The organism is Amycolatopsis sp. NPDC098790, assembly GCF_044759945.1.
In the GTDB taxonomy this organism is placed as follows: Bacteria; Actinomycetota; Actinomycetes; order Mycobacteriales; family Pseudonocardiaceae; genus Amycolatopsis.
In genome coordinates, this window is record NZ_JBIWAI010000005.1 from 239,455 (window position 1) to 257,269 (window position 17,815).

14 protein-coding genes are annotated in these 17,815 nt (G+C 72.9%); 9 read left to right on the forward strand and 5 right to left on the reverse strand.

Annotated elements, in window-relative coordinates:
* The first annotated feature begins 6 nt into the window (after positions 1–6).
* The 8 genes from ACIQWX_RS34735 to ACIQWX_RS34770 all read left to right on the forward strand — a co-directional run bounded on the left by ACIQWX_RS34735 (position 7) and on the right by ACIQWX_RS34770 (position 11,942).
* Positions 7–840 carry an urea amidolyase associated protein UAAP1 gene (locus tag ACIQWX_RS34735; RefSeq protein ID WP_400880401.1) on the forward strand — a complete coding sequence of 278 codons (834 nt, stop codon included), beginning with the start codon at positions 7–9 and terminating at the stop codon, positions 838–840.
* Positions 837–1,472, forward strand: coding sequence for an urea amidolyase associated protein UAAP2 (locus tag ACIQWX_RS34740; RefSeq protein ID WP_400880404.1), 636 nt, complete (start codon positions 837–839; stop codon positions 1,470–1,472). Before ACIQWX_RS34735 ends, ACIQWX_RS34740 begins: the two co-directional genes overlap by 4 nt.
* Complete coding sequence (uca, locus tag ACIQWX_RS34745; protein ID WP_400880407.1) at positions 1,469–5,002, forward strand: urea carboxylase; 3,534 nt, start codon at positions 1,469–1,471, stop codon at positions 5,000–5,002. The genes ACIQWX_RS34740 and uca overlap by 4 nt, the downstream gene beginning before the upstream one ends.
* Positions 4,999–6,588: an allophanate hydrolase gene (locus tag ACIQWX_RS34750; protein WP_400880410.1), complete on the forward strand. Its 1,590-nt coding sequence runs from the start codon at positions 4,999–5,001 to the stop codon at positions 6,586–6,588. Before uca ends, ACIQWX_RS34750 begins: the two co-directional genes overlap by 4 nt.
* A gap of 30 nt (positions 6,589–6,618) precedes the next feature.
* Positions 6,619–7,824: a hypothetical protein gene (locus tag ACIQWX_RS34755; RefSeq protein ID WP_400880412.1), complete on the forward strand. Its 1,206-nt coding sequence runs from the start codon at positions 6,619–6,621 to the stop codon at positions 7,822–7,824.
* Positions 7,825–7,883: 59 nt separating this feature from the next.
* The gene (locus ACIQWX_RS34760; protein WP_400880415.1) at positions 7,884–8,513 is read left to right on the forward strand and encodes a DUF998 domain-containing protein; all 630 of its coding nucleotides are present in this window, start codon (positions 7,884–7,886) and stop codon (positions 8,511–8,513) included.
* 127 nt (positions 8,514–8,640) lie between these two features.
* Complete coding sequence (locus ACIQWX_RS34765) at positions 8,641–9,831, forward strand: thiolase family protein (RefSeq protein WP_400881440.1); 1,191 nt, start codon at positions 8,641–8,643, stop codon at positions 9,829–9,831.
* Positions 9,831–11,942, forward strand: coding sequence for a 3-hydroxyacyl-CoA dehydrogenase NAD-binding domain-containing protein (locus tag ACIQWX_RS34770; RefSeq protein ID WP_400880418.1), 2,112 nt, complete (start codon positions 9,831–9,833; stop codon positions 11,940–11,942). Before ACIQWX_RS34765 ends, ACIQWX_RS34770 begins: the two co-directional genes overlap by 1 nt.
* Here the strand turns inward: ACIQWX_RS34770 and ACIQWX_RS34775 are convergent.
* Complete coding sequence (locus ACIQWX_RS34775) at positions 11,939–12,367, reverse strand: hypothetical protein (RefSeq protein WP_400880421.1); 429 nt, start codon at positions 12,365–12,367, stop codon at positions 11,939–11,941. The two genes, ACIQWX_RS34770 and ACIQWX_RS34775, sit on opposite strands and share 4 nt — an antisense overlap.
* A 69-nt stretch (positions 12,368–12,436) precedes the next feature.
* Here ACIQWX_RS34775 and ACIQWX_RS34780 point away from each other — a divergent pair, with 69 nt between their 5' ends.
* A complete protein-coding gene (locus ACIQWX_RS34780) occupies positions 12,437–13,963 on the forward strand; it encodes a twin-arginine translocation signal domain-containing protein (protein WP_400880424.1) in 1,527 nt (508 codons plus the stop codon).
* Positions 13,964–13,983: 20 nt separating this feature from the next.
* On the opposite strand, the gene ACIQWX_RS34785 is transcribed toward ACIQWX_RS34780, so the two are convergent.
* The 4 genes from ACIQWX_RS34785 to ACIQWX_RS34800 are packed head-to-tail and all read right to left on the reverse strand — an operon-like array spanning position 13,984 to position 17,815.
* Positions 13,984–15,108, reverse strand: coding sequence for a sensor histidine kinase (locus ACIQWX_RS34785; RefSeq protein ID WP_400880427.1), 1,125 nt, complete (start codon positions 15,106–15,108; stop codon positions 13,984–13,986).
* Positions 15,105–15,782 carry a response regulator transcription factor gene (locus ACIQWX_RS34790; RefSeq protein WP_372668141.1) on the reverse strand — a complete coding sequence of 226 codons (678 nt, stop codon included), beginning with the start codon at positions 15,780–15,782 and terminating at the stop codon, positions 15,105–15,107. Before ACIQWX_RS34790 ends, ACIQWX_RS34785 begins: the two co-directional genes overlap by 4 nt.
* 35 nt (positions 15,783–15,817) lie before the next feature.
* Positions 15,818–16,327, reverse strand: coding sequence for a hypothetical protein (locus tag ACIQWX_RS34795; RefSeq protein ID WP_400880430.1), 510 nt, complete (start codon positions 16,325–16,327; stop codon positions 15,818–15,820).
* Between the two features lie 48 nt (positions 16,328–16,375).
* The gene (locus ACIQWX_RS34800; RefSeq protein ID WP_400880433.1) at positions 16,376–17,815 is read right to left on the reverse strand and encodes a PucR family transcriptional regulator; all 1,440 of its coding nucleotides are present in this window, start codon (positions 17,813–17,815) and stop codon (positions 16,376–16,378) included.

Genomic DNA, 17,815 nt, shown 5'->3' on the forward strand with positions numbered 1-17,815 from the left:
ACGTCCATGAGCACCACCGCCACCACCTACGGCGCCCGCGACCACGCCAGGGCCCAGGCCGGCACCGTGGTCGAAACGATGCCGTCGATCCCGGCGAGCACCTTCCCGGCTCCCCCACCCGGGGTGGCCCCCGAGGCGCTGACCTGGGCGGAGGTCGTGGCCGGGGGCGGCTACACGCACAAGGTGCTGGCCCGCGGCACGCGGCTGCGGCTCACCGACGTCGAGGGCGACGCCTGCGCGCACCTGCTGCTGTTCAACGCCGACCAGCCGTGGGAGCGGCTGAACGTCGCGGACACCGTGAAGGTGCAGTGGAACGCCTACCTCGGCGAGAAGGTGGCGCTGCTGTCGGACCAGGCGCGGGTGCTGGCCACCATCGTCGCGGATTCCGGCGGCCGCCACGACACCCTGTGCGGTACGTCCACTGTGGACGGCAACGTGGAGCGGTACGGCGACGGCGCCCCGCAGGGCCCCTCCCCCGCCGGGCTGCCACTGTTCACCTTGGCGGCGGCCAAGAACGGCCTCGGGCCGCGGGACCTGCCGCCGAGCCTGTCGTTCTTCCAGGGCGTGCGGGTCCAGCCGGAAGGCGGCCTGGAGTTCACCGGCTCCGCGGGCGCCGGGCAGTCCGTCGAGCTGCGGATCGAGATCCCGTCGATCGTGCTGCTCGCCAACGTCCCGCACCCGGTCGACCCACGCCCGGACTACACCGCGACGAACCTCGAAGTCCTCGCCTGGCGCGACACACCATCCACTCCGGACAGTCCGGAGTGGACGCACTCGCCGGAGGCGCAGCGCGCGTTCGAGAACACCGCCGACTACCTGACCGCACGGGGGATCGCATGAGCACGGCGTACGAGTCCCGGCTGGAGCTGACGTTCGACGTCGCCGCGCGCGCCCCGTTCTCGACCGTGCTGAAGCGCGGCAGCGAGCTGGCGATCATCGACCTCGGCGGCAACCAGGCCGTCGACTTCCTCTGCTACGACGCGAACGACACCGCCAAGCGCTACAGCGCGGCGGCCACGATCGCCGCGCAGCGGAACATCTTCCTGACCACGGGCAGCGTCCTGCGCACCCAGGAAGGCGCGCCGCTGCTGACCGTCGTCGCCGACACGTGCGGGCGGCACGACACGCTCGGCGGCGCGTGCAGCAAGGAGTCCAACAGCCTCCGCTACGGCCAACACACCCGGTTCCAGCACGCCTGCGTCGAGAACTTCCTCGTCGAAGGCGCGAAGTGGGGACTGGGCAAGCGCGACCTGGTCAGCAACGTCAACTGGTACATGAACGTGCCGGTCGAAGAGGACGGCACGCTCGGCATCGTCGACGGGATCTCCGCGCCCGGCCTGGAAGTCCGGCTGCGCGCCGAGACCGACGTCCTCGTGCTCGTGTCGAACTGCCCGCAGATCAACAACCCCTGCAACGGCTTCGACCCGACGCCGGTCCGCATGGTCGTGACGTCCCCCGGAGGCGGCGAGTGAGGCTGCTCGTCGCCAACCGCGGCGAGATCGCGGTCCGGATCCTGCGCAGCGCCGAGGAACTGGGGCTCGAGACCGTCGCGGTGTACTCCGACGCCGACCGCCTCGCCCCGCACGTCCGGCTCGCCGACCGGGCCGTGCGACTCGGGCCGGCCCCCGCCGCCGAAAGCTACCTGCGGGCCGACGCGATCGTCCGAGCGGCCCTCGACACCAGCTGCGACGCCGTCCACCCCGGCTACGGGTTCCTGTCGGAGGACGCGGCGTTCGCCAGGGCTTGCGAGGACGCCGGGCTCGCGTTCGCCGGCCCGGCGCCGGAGCACCTGGAGGTGTTCGGCAGCAAGCACACCGCGCGTGAGGCGGCGGTCGCGGCCGGCGTGCCGCTGCTGGCCGGCACCGGTCTGCTGTCCGATGTGGACGAAGCGCTGGCGCGGGCGGCGGACATCGGCTACCCGGTGATGCTCAAGGCGACCGGGGGCGGCGGCGGGATCGGCATGCGCGCCTGCGCGACCCCCGGTGAGCTGCGCGAGGCGTGGGACAGCGTCCGCAGCGTCGCGGCCAAGAGCTTCGCGAACGCCGGCGTGTTCCTCGAACGGCTGGTCCGCCGCGCCCGGCACGTCGAGGTCCAGGTGTTCGGCGACGGCTTCGGCGAGGTGCTGGCGCTCGGCACGCGCGACTGCTCGCTGCAGCGGCGCAACCAGAAGGTCGTCGAGGAGTGCCCGGCGCCGGACCTGCCCGCCGCCGTCCGCAAGCAGCTCGTCGACTCCGCCGTCGCGCTGTGCTCGTCCGTGCGGTACCGCTCGGCGGGCACGGTCGAATACGTCTACGACCCCGAGCGCGAAGAGCCGGCCTTCCTCGAGGTCAACACCCGGCTGCAGGTCGAGCACCCGGTCACCGAGGCGGTGTACGGCGTCGACCTCGTCGCCTGGATGCTGCGCCTGGCCCAGGGCGACCGCGCGATGTTCCGCGCGGTGCCGGTGGCGCGCGGGCACGCCGTGGAGGCCCGGGTGTACGCCGAGGACCCGAGCGCCGGGCACCGGCCGAGCGCGGGCCTCGTCACGCGGGTCGCGCTGCCCACCGGCGTCCGCGTGGACACGTGGGTCGAACCGGGCACGACCGTCACCACGCACTACGACCCGTTGCTGGCCAAGGTGATCTGCACGGGCACCGACCGCGACGACGCCCTCGCACGCCTGCGGAAGGCGCTCGCCACGACCCGCGTCGACGGCGTCCGCACCAACCTCGGGCAGCTGCGCGCGGCGGCCGCCGACGCGGCGTTCGGCGCGGCGGCGCACGACACGTCCACTTTGGACGGGATCGACGACGCGGAACCGCGAATCGACGTCGTGCGCGGCGGGACGATGACCACCGTGCAGGACTGGCCCGGCCGCACCGGCTTCTGGCACGTCGGCGTGCCGCCGAGCGGCCCGATGGACGACCGCTCGCTGCGGCTGGGCAACCTCGCGCTGGGCAACCCCGAGGGCGCGCCCGGCCTGGAGTGCACTGTGGACGGCGTGACGCTGCGGTTCTCGCACGCCACCCGGGTGTGCGTCACCGGCGCCCCCACCACCGTGCTGCTCGACGGCGCGGAGGTTCCTCTGTGGACGCCGGTCGAGGTGCCCGCCGGCGGCACGCTCGACGTCCGGGCGTGCACGGCCGGGCTGCGCAGCTACGTGCTCGTCCGCGGCGGCATCGACGTGCCCGAGTTCCTCGGCAGCGCGGCGACGTTCACCCTCGGCAAGTTCGGCGGGCACGGCGGCCGCGCGCTGGCCGTGGGCGACGTCCTGCGGACCGGCGCGGAACCCGCGGACCCGGCCGTCGGTGCGGTCCCGGAAGCCGACCGCCCGGAGTTCGCTCCACACTGGACGATCGGGGCGCTCGAAGGACCCCACGCGGCACCGGAGTTCTTCACGCCCGAGGACGTCGACACGTTCTACGCCACCGGCTGGCAGGTGCACTTCAACTCCGCCCGCACCGGCGTCCGGCTCGTCGGGCCGCGGCCGGAGTGGGCCCGGGCCGATGGCGGCGAGGCGGGCCTGCACCCGTCGAACATCCACGACACGCCGTACGCGATCGGCGCCGTCGACTACACCGGCGACCTGCCGATCCTGCTCGGCCCGGACGGCCCCAGCCTGGGCGGGTTCGTCTGCCCGGCGACGGTCGCCACCGGCGAGCGCTGGAAGCTCGGGCAGCTGCGGCCGGGCGACACCGTGCGGTTCGTGCCGATCGACACCGACCACGCGGCCGTGCTGCGACGCCGCCCCGCGACGGCGGTGACGTCCACTCGGGACACTCGCGACGACGGCGGAGTCCTGAGCCGGCAGACGTCGGACGGCGACGAGCCGTCGGTCACCTACCGCCGCAGCGGGGACGACAACCTGCTCGTCGAGTACGGCGAGATGAAGCTCGACCTGGCCCTGCGGATGCGGGTGCACGCGCTCGCGGAACGGCTGGCGGCCGAGGGCGTGCCCGGGATCGTCGACCTGACCCCCGGCATCCGGTCGCTGCAGGTGCACGTCGACCCGGACGCGCTGCCCGTCGGCAAGGCGCTGGGGCTGGTGCGCGAGCTGGAGCGGGACCTCCCGCCGACGCACGCCCTCGAGGTGCCGAGCCGCAGCGTCCGGCTGCCGCTGTCGTGGGACGACCCGGCGACGCGCGAGGCGATCGAGCGGTACATGACCGGCGTGCGCGACGACGCGCCGTGGTGCCCGTGGAACATCGAGTTCATCCGGCGCGTCAACGGCCTGTCCAGTGTGGACGACGTCTACCGCACGGTGTTCGACGCGGAGTACCTGGTGCTCGGCCTCGGCGACGTCTACCTCGGCGCGCCGGTCGCGACGCCGCTGGACCCGCGGCACCGGCTCGTCACGACGAAGTACAACCCGGCGCGGACGTGGACCGCGGAGAACTCCGTCGGCATCGGCGGCGCCTACCTCTGCATCTACGGCATGGAAGGGCCGGGCGGCTACCAGTTCGTCGGCCGGACCGTGCAGGTGTGGAACAGCTGGCACGGCGGCGACCGGCCGTGGAACCTGCGGTTCTTCGACCGGATCTCCTGGTACCCGGTGTCGGCGGAGGAACTCCTCGAACTGCGGGCGCAGAGTGCGTCCGGGCAGCTGGCGCTGGACACCACCGACGGCACCTTCAAGCTGGCCGAGTACCAGAAGTTCCTGGCGGACAACGCGGACAGCATTGCCGGGTTCCGGGCGACGCAGGCGGCGGCGTTCGAAGCGGAACGGCGGGCGTGGGCCGCGGCGGGCGAGTTCGACCCGAAGCCGGAACCGGTGACGCGGCCGCCGAAACGCGTCGAAGCCCCGCAAGGTGGCCACGTCGTCGAGGCGCCGTTCGCGGCGACGGTGTGGCGGGTGGACGTCACGGCGGGCGAACGCGTCGAGGACGCGCAGTCGCTGGTGACGCTGGAAGCGATGAAGACGGAGGCGCGGATCCCCGCGCCGGCCGGCGGTGAGGTGGTCGAAGTGCTCGTGTCCCCCGGTGACCAGGTCGCGCCCGGAACGCCGCTGGTGGTGCTGGGATGAGTCTTGAGGAGCGCGTCCGGGCCGCGTACCGCCGGATCGGGCAGGTGGACCGGCCGGAGATCTGGATCGACCTGCGCCCGGAAGCCGAAGTGCTGGCCGAAGCCGCCGCGCTGGACCAGCGCGGGCTGCCGCTGTACGGCAAGCTCGCCGCGGTCAAGGGCAACATCGACGTCGCGGGACTGCCGACGACGGCGGGCTGCCCGGCGTACGCGTACAAGCCGGAGGCCGACGCGCCGGTCGTCGCGCGGCTGCGGGCGGCCGGGGCGCTGGTGCTCGGCACGACCAACCTCGACCAGTTCGCGACCGGCCTGGTCGGGACGCGCAGCCCGTACGGCGCGGTCCGCAACGCCGTCGACCCGGCCTACGTGTCGGGCGGGTCCAGCTCGGGCTCGGCGGTGGCCGTCGCGCTGGGGATCGTGGACCTCGCGCTGGGCACGGACACCGCGGGGTCCGGCCGGGTGCCGGCGGCGTTCAACGGGATCGTCGGGCTCAAGCCGACGCCCGGGCTGCTGCCGACGGAAGGGGTCGTCCCGGCGTGCGCGAGCATCGACTGCGTGACGCTGTTCGCGCGGACGGTCGAGGAGGCATCGTTCGCGCTGACCTGCCTGGCCGAACCGGCGCAGGTCCACACGGGACGGTTCCGCCTGGGCGTACCCGCCGAGCCGGGCCCGTTGGCGGCGGGGTGGGCGGAGGCGTTCGAGACAGCCGTCGAGGAGTACGCCGCGGCCGGTGCAGAAGTGACCACTGTGGACACCGCGGTGTTTCTCGAGGCGGCGGAACTGTTGTACGGCGGCGCGTTCGTGGCCGAGCGGTACACGGCGGTCGGCGAGTTCATCGACGCGCACCCGGAGTCCGTCGACCCGGTCGTGCGGTCGATCATCGGTCCGGCCCGTGACATCCCGGCGCACCAGCTGTTCGCCGACCAGGCGAAGCTGGCGGGGTTGCGGGCCGAAGCACTGGCGGCCCTGGCGGGCGTCGACGCACTGCTGTTCCCGACGACGACCGAGCACCCGACGCTCGCGGAGGTCGCGGCGGACCCGGTCGCGGTCAACGCGCGGCTGGGCCGGTTCACCAACTCGACCAACCTGTTCGGGCTGTCGGCCTTGGCGGTCCCGGCGGGCACGGTGGCCGGCCGCCCGTTCGGCGTGATGCTGGTCGGCGCCCCGCACGACGACCTGAAGCTGGCGGCGCTGGCGCGCCTGCGCGAAGAACGGGTACCGATCGTGGTGGTCGGCGCCCACCTGCGCGGGCAGCCGCTGAACCACGAGCTGACTTCCCGGGGCGGCCGGTTCGTGTCCGCGGTTTCGACGTCGGCGTCCTACCGGTTGTTCGCCTTGGACACGGTGCCGCCGAAGCCCGGTCTGGTGCGGGTGGCGTCCGGCGGAGTCGCGATCGCGGCGGAGGTGTGGGACCTGCCGGCGCGCGGCTTCGGCGAGTTCGTGGCCCGGATACCGGCGCCGCTGGCGATCGGCAAGGTCGAGCTGGCCGACGGTTCCCGGGTATCGGGTTTCCTGTGCGAACCGGCGGCGACGGAGGGCGCGGAAGACATTTCGGCGAAGGGCGGCTGGCTGGCGCACCTGGGATAAATCGGATGCGCGGCGGCGGATACTGGAGGCGTGGAAGTTCTTGCGTGCGGCCACTGCGCGACGGCCGCCGGGGCGCGCGTCTGCGTCCACCTCACCACCGAGGACACCCGGGACTGCTACCGCGTGCTGACCGGGGTCGCCACCCGCTTCGACCTGCTGTGCGAGCCCTGCGCCGACGCCGAGGCGCCCGAACTGCTCGACGCCTGCGTCGGCTGCTTCGAGCGGGCCGAGACCGACGCGTACCTCGGCTGGCGCGGCGCGCCCGAGATCCGACGGCACGACCGGGACCTCGGCGGCACGTGGACCACGTGGGACGGGCTCGAACCGCGCAACGACCGGTGCCTCGCGGCGCTGCCGGACGGCTGGCTCGTCTGGACCGACGCCGGCCTCGCCGTGCTCGGCCCGGAACCCCGGTACGCCGCCTGGGTCCGCCTGCCGGAGGAGCCGCCCTCGGAGTGGGCGGGGCGCGTGCGCGGCCCGGCGCTGCACACCTCGGCCGACGGCCGGTTCGCGGCCGCGGTCACCGACCACGGCCGCCACGGCGCGATCGTCGACCTCGCGTCGGGGGAGGTCACCCTCGAGCTGGACCGTGGTGACTACCACCCCGAACAGACCCCGTTCCCCGTCGCGTTCGTCGGCTCGCGGGTCGTGGCGGCCACGGACTGGAACCGGCTCGACGCCTTCGACCCCGCCACCGGACGGCTGCTCACCGACCGCGACCGGGACGGCGACCGGTCGATCGACTACTTCTTCGGCGCGCTCCTGCCGAGCCCGTCCGGCCGGCGGCTGCTCGCCGACGGCTGGGTCTGGTCGCCGTTCGGGGTTCCGGTGGTGATCGACTGCGCGGCCTGGTTCGGCGGCGACCGGTACGCACCCGAACACCCCCGGCGGCTCGCCCAGCGGGCCTACGCCTGGGGCGATCCCCTCGGCTGGCTCGACGACGAAACCGTGGTCCAGCAACGCATCGGCGACGACGACGAGCAGATGATCGACGGTGTCACGCGCTACGACGCCGTCACCGGCCGCCGGACCGGGGTGTTCGCCGGGCCCGCCGGCCGGATGTGGACCCACCGCGGCCTGCTCTACGTCGCCGCCGAAGCCGGGCTCGAGGTCTGGGACCCCGCCGACGGCGCCCGGGTCGGGCTCCTGGAGGGCTTCGCGCCGATCGCCCACCACGACGGCGCCTTCGCCGAACTCCGTAACGATCAGCTGAGAATCTGGTCACCGGTCGGGTAACGGCCCTCGCCGCGGGGCAGGAAACCGCCGATGACCTCGGTGAGACCCCGGAGGCGGCCATGACGACGGCAACCCGATCCCCGCAGACCACGCTCGTCCACTCGTACCTGTTCCTCCGCCGCGCGATCGGCCTGATCGGCCTGGCGCTGCCGTTCGTCCTGATCCTCGGCAAGCAGCTCGTCGACGGCGGCGACCTCGCCGGCTCACTCAGCGCCTACTACTACACCGACCTGCGCAACGTCTTCGTCGGCGCGATGTGCGCCGCCGGGGTGTTCCTGCTCGCCTACTACGGCCACGACTTCGCCGACAACGTCGCCAGCAGCGTCGCCGGGCTCGGGGCGATCGGGCTCGCGCTCTTCCCGACGACGCCGGACCACGACGTGACGGCGTGGGACCGCACGTCCGGCGTGCTGCACCTCGTCTTCGCCGCGGTGTTCTTCCTCTCCCTCGCCTACTTCTGCCTGCGCCTGTTCCCCCACGACGGCGAGCAGCCCCCGGGCGCCGGGGTCGTCTACCGCGTCTGCGGCGTGGTGATCCTGGCCGCGCTCGTGCTGATCGCGCTGACGAGCTGGCTGCGGCTGGTGCCCGAAGTGCACCCCGCGCTCTGGCTGGAGAGCGTCGCGGTGGAGGCGTTCGGCGTGGCGTGGCTGCTGAAGGGCCAGACGCTGACGCCCAAGAGTGTGCCGTAGCCCACTCGACCGGGCCACACCACTGGTTACCGACGGGTAACAAGGGCTATCGTGCGGGCAAAGACCTCTATCCCATGGAGCATCAGTGGCCGCACCAGCAACGCCGCTCGCGCCGAACGCGCGGGGCGTGCGAAACGTCGCCTTCGTCGAGGGGGTACGCACCCCCTTCGGCAAGGCCGGCGACAAGGGCATCTACGCCGGGACCCGGGCGGACGACCTCGTCGTCAACGCCATCCGCGAGCTGCTGCGGCGGCACCCCGAACTGCCGCCCGAGCGCGTCGACGAGGTGGCCATCGCCGCCACCACCCAGATCGGCGACCAGGGCCTGACCATCGGCCGCACCGCCGCGCTGCTCGCCGGGCTGCCGAAGTCCGTGCCCGGCTTCGCCATCGACCGCATGTGCGCCGGCGCGATGACCGCCGTCACCACCGCCGCGTCCGGCATCGGGTTCGGCGCCTACGACATCGCCATCGCCGGCGGCGTCGAGCACATGGGCCGCCACCCGATGGGCGAGGGCGTCGACCCGAACCCGCGGATCATCGCCGACAAGCTCGTCGACCCGACCGCGCTCGTCATGGGCCAGACCGCCGAGAACCTGCACGACCGCTTCCCCGCGATCACCAAGCAGCGCACCGACGCCTACGCCGCGCGCAGCCAGGAGCGCTACGCCGAGGCCGTCAAGACCGGCAAGATCGGCCCCGAGCTGGTTCCTGTCGCCACCCGCTCCAAGGAGCTGGGCTGGGGCCTGGCCACCGAGGACGAGCCGCCCCGCCCGGGCACCACGCTCGAGACGCTCGCCGGGCTGAAGACGCCGTTCCGCCCGCACGGCCGGATCACCGCGGGCAACGCGGCCGGCCTGAACGACGGCGCGACCGCGTCGATCCTCGCCGACGAAGACACCGCCCGCGAGCTGGGCCTGCCGGTCGCGATGCGGCTGGTCGGCTACTCCTTCGCCGGCGTCGAGCCGGAGGTCATGGGCATCGGCCCGGTGCCGGCTACCGAGAAGCTGTTCAAGCGCACCGGCCTGTCCATCGACGACATCGGCCTGTTCGAGATCAACGAAGCCTTCGCCGTGCAGGTGCTGGCCTTCCTCGACCACTTCGGCATCGACGACGAAGACCCGCGCGTCAACCAGTGGGGCGGCGCGATCGCGTGCGGCCACCCGCTGGCCTCGTCCGGCGTCCGGCTCATGACGCAGCTGGCCCGCCAGTTCGCCGAGCGGCCCGACGTTCAGTACGGCATGACGACGATGTGCATCGGCATCGGCATGGGCGGCACCGTGATCTGGGAGAACCCGGCGTTCGAGGGGGCCAAGTAATGACTTTCACCGCTGAAGAAGCGAAGGCCGCCTTCCCGGACGAGGTCGTCACCAACGCCGTGACGCGGCTGGTGAAGGTGCCCGGACTCGAGAAGCCCGTCGCGCTCATCACGCTCGACAACGGCCACGACCACACCCGGCCGAACACCTTCGGCCCCCAAGGTTTGGTCAGCCTGAACGCGGCTATCGACAAAGCCTTCGAGGCCGAGCCGGCCGCGATCGCCGTCACCGGCAAGCCGTTCATCTTCGCCGTCGGCGCGGATCTGTCCGGTGTGGAATCCGTCAGCGACCCGAAGCTGGCGCGCGAGATCGCCCAGACCGGGCACGACGTCTTCCGCCGCCTCACGGAGTCGAAGATCCCGACGTTCGGGTTCGTCAACGGCGCGGTCATGGGCGGCGGCCTCGAGCTGGCGCTGTCCTGCCACTACCGGACGCTGTCGGAGAACACCGCCGCCATCGCGTTCCCCGAGGTTTTCCTCGGCCTGTTCCCGGGTTGGGGCGGCACGCAGCTGCTGCCGAACCTGATCGGCGCGGACGCGGCCGTCACGGTGATCATCGAGAACGCCTTGGCGCAGAACAAGATGCTCAACGTCAAGCAGACGGCCGAGCTCGGCATCGTCGACGCCGTCTTCGGCTCGGCCGACTACCTCGAGCAGTCGCTGCTGTGGCTGGCCCGCGTGGTCAACGGCGAGATCAAGCCGGAACGCCGCGAGATCGACCGCGGCTCCGGCTGGGACGCCGCCATCGCCCGCGCCAAGTCCCTTGTGGACGGTCGCACGCACGGCGCGTCGCCGGGCGCCACCAAGGCCGTCGAGCTGCTGGAGCTGGCGCGCGAGAACGACCTCGACCGCGGCTACGCGGCCGAGACCGACGGCCTCGCCGAGCTGCTCATGTCCGACGTCCTGCGCGCCGGGCTGTACTCGTTCAACCTGGTCAACAAGCGCGCCAAGCGCCCGGCCGGCGCGCCGGACAAGTCGTTGGCACGCAAGGTGAACAAGGTCGGCATCGTCGGCGCCGGCCTGATGGCCAGCCAGCTCGCGCTGCTGTTCGTGCGCCGCCTCAAGGTGCCGGTCGTGCTGACCGACGTCGACCAGGAGCGCGTCGACAAGGGCGTCGGCTACGTCCACGCCGAGATCGACAAGCTCCTGGGCAAGAAGCGCGTCTCCCCGGACGGCGCCAACCGGCTCAAGGCGCTGGTCTCCGGCTCGCTCGACAAGGCCGCGTTCGCCGACGCCGACTTCGTCATCGAAGCCGTCTTCGAAGAACTGGGCGTCAAGCAGCAGGTGTTCGCCGAGCTGGAGCAGCACGTCTCCCCCGAGGCGATCCTCGCGACGAACACCTCGTCGCTGTCGATCACCGCGATGGCGTCGAAGCTGCAGCACCCCGAGCGCGTGGTCGGCTTCCACTTCTTCAACCCGGTCGCCGTGCTGCCGCTGCTGGAGATCGTCCGCGGCGAGAAGACCGACGACGCCTCGCTGGCGACGGCGTTCTCGGTCGGCAAGCAGCTGAAGAAGTCCAGCGTGCTGGTGAAGGACGCGTCGGCGTTCGTCGTCAACCGGCTCCTGCTGCGCTTCCTCGGCGAGGTGCTGGTCACCGTCGACGAAGGCACGCCGTTCGACGTCGCAGACCAGGCTCTCGAGCCGCTGGGCCTGCCGATGACGCCGCTGACGCTGATGCAGCTCGTCGGTCCGGCCATCGCGCTGCACGTCGGCGAGACCCTGCACGAGGCGTTCCCGGACCGCTTCACCGTGTCCGACAACCTCGCCAAGTTCGTCAAGGCGGGCAAGAAGGGCGTCTGGGTCTGGGACGCCCAGGGCAACCAGTCCGCCGACCCCGAGGTCGTTTCGCTGTGGACGCAAGGAAACTCTCCATCCACTTCGGAGCAGGTCCGTGAGCGCGCGCTCTCGGCCATCGCCGAGGAGATCCGGATCATGCTCGACGAGGGCGTGGTCGCGGAAGCGCAGGACATCGACCTGTGCCTGATCCTCGGCGCCGGCTGGCCGTTCTGGAACGGCGGCATCACGCCGTACCTGGACCGCTCCGGCGTCTCCGAGCGCGTGAACGGCAAGCCGTTCCTCGCCCCGGGTGTCGCTTCGGTCCCGGCGCGCTAGTACTCGCCCTCACGAGGGCACTTCGGCGGCGGCGCGGTGAGTTTCAGCCGCGCCGCCGTCGCGTCCGCGTCGATGACCGTCACGCGCTCGGCTTTCCGCAAGCGTGCGTGCAGCTCCTGCGCCCAGGTCTTGAGGTCGGTGCCCGGGACGGCGAGCAGCGAGACCGACGGCGGATCGACGAACACCCGCCGCGCCTTCGGGTCGTCGCGGAGGGACTGCGTCGCCGCCCGCATGTCTTCGCCGGTGGGAAAGGTGACGACGACCGCCGCGCACAGCGTGTGGCCGGCCAGCGGCGCCGGGTTCGTGTCCACCGGCAGGTCCGGCGGGCGCTTCAAGGCCGCGACGAAGAACGCCAGCCCCACGCCGGCCGCCAGTGCCAGGGCGATCACCGGCGGCAGCACGCGGGCCAGGGGCTTCTCCTCCACGCCCAAGATCACAGCACACGTTGGCCGCCGGGACACCGCCCGTTCACCCCGGCGGCTTAACGTCCGCGCGTGACCACCGACAGACGCCGGTTCCTCAAGGGCGCCGGTCTCGCGGCCGCCGCCGCGGGCATCCCCCTCCCCGACCCGGACGTCGACCTGAGCCGGTTGTCCGGCCGCTACCAGTGGCTGGTGGGCGACCACCACACGCACAGCCAGTACTCCTACGACGCGATGTACCGGATCGACCAGATCGCGCGCGGCGGGCGGGCGCACGGCGCCGACTGGATCGTCTTCACCGACCACGGCCACGCCGAGCACGAGAAGGTGTCGGTCGAACCCACCGAAGCCGACTTCATCGCCGCCCGGCGGAAGTACCCGGATCTGCTGCTGTGGCACGGCATGGAGTGGAACGTCCCGGGCGCCGAGCACGCGACGGTGTTCTTCCAGGCCGGCTCGCAGCAAGCGGCGAAGCTACGCGAATTCGAGCGGACCTTCGACTGGCGGCTGACGAACTCCGAGGCGTCGAGCCCGGCGAACGAGGCCCTCGCGCTGCGGGCGTTGCGCTGGCTGGCGGCGGAAGAACAGGCGAAGCGGATCCACGCGCCCGTGGTGCTGATCAACCACCCGCTGCGCAACGGCCGCGTCGCGCCGCACGAGCTGCGGGCCTACCGCGACGCCGCACCGAACATCGTCATCGGGATGGAAGGCGCGCCCGGCGCGCAGGCCGACGGCTTCCCGAAGCCGCTCGGCAACGGCGGCGCGCGCGGCGGCTACGCCAACGGCCCCGGCGCGAACTCGTGGCCGGGTTTCCCGGCCGAGGCGTACCGGACGTTCGGCGGCTGGGACTGGGCGACGGCGAAGGTCGGCGGCCTCTGGGACTCGCTGCTCGCCGAAGGCAAGCCGTGGTGGGTCACCACCAACTCGGACTCGCACTACAACCGCGGCGACACGCTGGTCCGCCCGGACGTCCCGGGCGACTGGTACGACACGCACGGCAAGTTCCCGGACCCGGTCGACACCGGCTCCCCGCAGCTGCTCGCGCCGTACGCGGACTTCTACCCCGGCGAGTTCAGCCGCACGCACGTCGGGGTGACGCGGCGCAGCCTCGAAGGCGTCCTGGAGGGCTTGCGGGCCGGGCGGATCTGGGGCGGGCACGGCGGGCTGGTCCAGTCCCTGGAGGTCGGCGCGTACGGCGGTGGCGACGCGGCGACGCTGGGCGGGCGGCTGCGGGTGCGACGCGGTTCGGACGTCACGCTGGTGGTCTCGGCCCGGCTGGCTTCCCGGCCCAACGGCGGCGGCTCGGTGCCGCGGCTGGCACGGCTGGACGTCATCGCGGGCCCGGTGACCGGCCCGGTGGCCGACCCCGACACGATGACGGCGCCGGGCACGAAGGTCGCCGAGTCGTTCGAGCCACGCTGGGCGCCCGGGCGGCAGGTCGTCTTCCGGCACACGGTCCGCAACGTGCGGTCGCCGTTCTACCTGCGGGTCCGTGGGTCGAACGGCGACGGTGAGCCCACGGCGGACACGATCGGGCAGGCGAACCCGTTCGAGGACTTGTGGTTGTACGCGAACCCGATTTTCGTGGACGTGTGCTGAGCTGAACCTGGCGGACGCTTTCAGCGGACGGGGAGGTGGACCGTCACCCCGAGGCCGCCGCCCACGATGGGTTCCGCCGTCACGCTTCCGCCGTGCGCCGCCACCGCCGCGCGCACGATCGACAGCCCGAGTCCCGCGCCCGACCGGGCCGTCCGCGCCACTCCCGCCCGGCGGAACGGCTCGAACAGCTCCGCCACCGTCGCCGGGTCCACCAGGCCGCCCGACGAGCGGACCCGCAGGGTCGACCACTGCGGCCCCGGCTGCGTCACGACCTCCAGCCAGCCGCCCTCGACGTTGTGGCGGACCGCGTTCTCCAGCAGGTTGCCCGCGATCCGCTCCAGCAGCGCCGGGTCGCCGAACGCGGGTGCGGGCACCACCGCGAACGTCGCCCGGATCGCGCGTTTCTCGGCTTCGAGCCGGACCGCGCGCCACGCCCGGTCGATCACCACCGCCAGGTCGACCGGCTCGCGCACGCCCAGCCCGGCGCCGTCGGTGCGGGCCAGCAGCAGCAGCGAGTTCACCAGCTGCCCGGCGCGTTCGGTCGCGTCGCGGACCACCCCGCCCATCCGGCGCAGCTCGGCTTCGTCGGCGTCGTCGTCGGAGAGGGTGACGTCGAGCTCCGTGCGGATCACCGACAACGGCGTCCGCAGCTCGTGGCTCGCATTCGCGACGAAGTGGCGTTGCGCGTCGAACGCGGCCTGGAGCCGGTCGAGCATGTCGTCGAACGTCTCCGCCAGCACGGCCAGCTCGTCACGCGGGCGCACCGCGCCGATCCGCTCCCCCAGCGACTCGACCGACAGCCGCCGCGCGGTGCCGGTGATCTCGCGCAGCGGCAGCAGGACGCGGGAGGTGAACGTCCAGGCGAGGATCGCCGCGGCCGCCACCACCAGCAGGAACGCGATCGACCCGAACAGCAGCATCCGGTTGCGGGCGTGGACGCGCAGGTGCTCGGCGAGCGTCGAGGCGTCGACCGTGACGCCGTCGACGACGACCGTGCTGCCCGGCGGCATCTGCGGGACGGTGTCGAGCGAGTCCCGCACGAGCGTCCAGGCCAGCCAGAGCAGCAGCAGGCTGACGGCGGCGACCAGCACGGTCGCCAGCAGGGTGATCCGGGCGCGGAGGCTGCGGGTGCCCGGCAGGTTCACGCGCGCTGCGCGCCGGGTTCCGGCACCCGGTACCCCGATCCGACGACCGTCTCGATGATCCCCGGCTCGCCGAGCTTCTTGCGCAGCGTCATGACGGTGACCCGGACGGTCGTGGTGAACGGGTCGGCGTTCTCGTCCCACACGCGTTCGAGCAGTTCTTCGCTGCTGACCACGGAACCGGCGGCCTGCAGGAGGACCTCGAGGACGCCGAACTCCTTGCGCGTCAGCTCGACCGGCCCGCTCGCCCGCCGCACGGTCCGCTTGGCCGGGTCGAGCTCGACGTCCCCGGCGGTGAGCAGCGGCGGCGCGGCCGGCGTGGCCCGCCGGCCCAGCGCACGGACACGGGCGACCAGTTCGGGGAAAGCGAAGGGCTTGGCGAGGTAGTCGTCGGCGCCGAGGGAGAGCCCCTCGACGCGGTCGGACACCGAGCTGCTGGCGGTGAGCATCAGCACCCGGGTGAGCTCCCCGGACGCGACGATCTCCCGGCACAGCTCGTCCCCGGACATCCCGGGCAGGTCCCGGTCCAGCAACACGACGTCGTACCGCGTGACGGCGGCCTTTTCGTGCCCGTCGTCCCCGGTGAGCGCCACGTCCACGGCCATGCCTTCACGGCGCAGCCCGCGGGCGATCGCGTCGGCCAGGGGTTCTTCGTCCTCGACTACCAAAACTCGCACCAGCCCACAATCCCATATCTTCCTGAGAGTGCCCTTTAAGGACGTTGTGCGTCGGGTGTGCGCCGGTTCTCCAGCACGCGCCGGGGCTGGTCGTTGCCGATCCGGTGCCACTGCCGGCCGTGGGCGTCCAGGAAGCGGAGGCTCAGCTCGACGGCGCGGATCTCGGGTGCGTTCATGATTTCGCGGCCCCCGAACATGTCGACGGCGAGGCGGACCGGCACCGATTCGCCCGGCTGCAGGATCCGCTGGGTCTGCCGGCCGGTACCCACCGGCTCCAGCGTCACGGCCAGCTCGAAGACGGGCATGTCGCTGTAGTTCCACACCATGCCTTCCACGTTCACGACGCGGTGCCCCGCTTCCGGTGGGTACGTCTGCCGCGTGGTGGCCGACACGACCAACCGGGCCTGCCTCGCCTGCTCGTCCTCCTCCGCGGCCCGCCGGGTGCGGATCTCGTGCACGAGCAGGACCAGCGTCGCGAAGAAGGCGAGCCCACCGAACACCCCGCCCAGGATCGAACCCACTGCGTCGACGACGTCCCACGGCATGCCGGTCTCCTTTTCGCCACCCCGGGAGTCGGCGCCGCGAGCCCGGCGTTACCCCGGCTCGGCCCACCGCAGCGCGAACCACAGCCGCATCCGGACCTCCGGATCCGCCAGATCGACCCCCAACGCCTTCTCCACCTGGGCGATCCGGTGCCGCACGGAGTTGCGATGGACACCCAGTTCAGCGGCCGTCGGTTCCCAGCCGCCGTGGTGGGCCAGCCACGTCCGCAGCGTCAGCACCAGCGACCGGTCCCCCGCCTGGTCGAGGGAAACCAACGGCTCCAGCGCCTTCGAAGCGAAACCCCGGGACGCGCCCGGGTCCACCAACGCGTCGAAGTCCAGCGGCGAATCCCCCGCCACCACCGGGCGCCCCAGCGCTTGGGCCCGCGCGAGCAGCAAGTCGACTTCGCCCTCGGACAGCCGCCCGGCCGGGGCCGGTGCCCCCACCGCCGCCAGCCAGCCGTGGGCGCGCAGGTCCTCCAGCACCGCGAGCGGCGGCGCGGACCCCGCGATCGCCGCGAACCGGCCGGGCCGCACCGAAACCAGGGGTGTGTCGAGCCGCGCGCGCAGCCAGTCCGGGCGCTGGGCCACCTCGTCCGGGCCCCGCCGGTACGCCGCCCCGGCCACCAGCCGGACGGCCTCCGACCCCACCAGCGCGCGGGCCACCTCGCCGGGGGACGTCCGGCCCAGCAGGAGCCCGGTCGCCGCCGCGCCCAGTTCGGCGGCGTCCGAGCCCGCGCGGCCGACCAGGCCCAGCAGGGCCGCGCCGACGGCGAGGATCGCCCGATCGGCGCCTTCGAGCCGCCGCGACCGGCCGACGACGACCAGGTGCGACGCCGTGGCCTGCGGGTACACCGGCTGGACGACGACGAACCCGCCGTCGACCTCGGTCGTCGCGCTCCGGATCCCGCTGCCCGCGCGCACGGTCGCCATCAGGTCCCGCACGGGGAGCGGCAACGGCGCCGGCGCGTCGTGCGCCGAGGCCAGCACGTCCCCGGCGCCGACCAGGGCGACCCACGACCGCAGCTGCCCGGCCAGTGCCGACGTCAGCTCGCCGAGCCCGCCGCCCGCCGCGCGGGTCAACGTCTCGCGCGCCGCCGTGATGCGCCGTTGGTCGCGCTGCCCGGCCTCGGTCAGCGCGACCGACACCGCCCGGTTGACCGCCAGGAACGGCGTCCGCGCCGGCACCACGAGCAGCGGCAGCCCGTGGCGCGCGCAGGCCCGGCGCAGGGGCTCCGGCAGGGTTTCGTGGACCGACGGGGTGAGACCGAACCCCAGCGCCGTGACGCCGGCGTCCCGCAGCCCGCGCACGTACCGGTCGATCCGCTCCGGGAGGTTGACGCCGGCGGTGAGGATCAGCTCGCCGCCCACCAGGTAGGGCGCCGGGTCCTGCAGCTCGCTGACGTGGGCCCAGCGCACGGGGAGGTCCAGCGCGCCCGGCCGCAGCGTCTCGGGGACGACGTCCAGCGCCAGCTCCCGGTTGCCGACCAC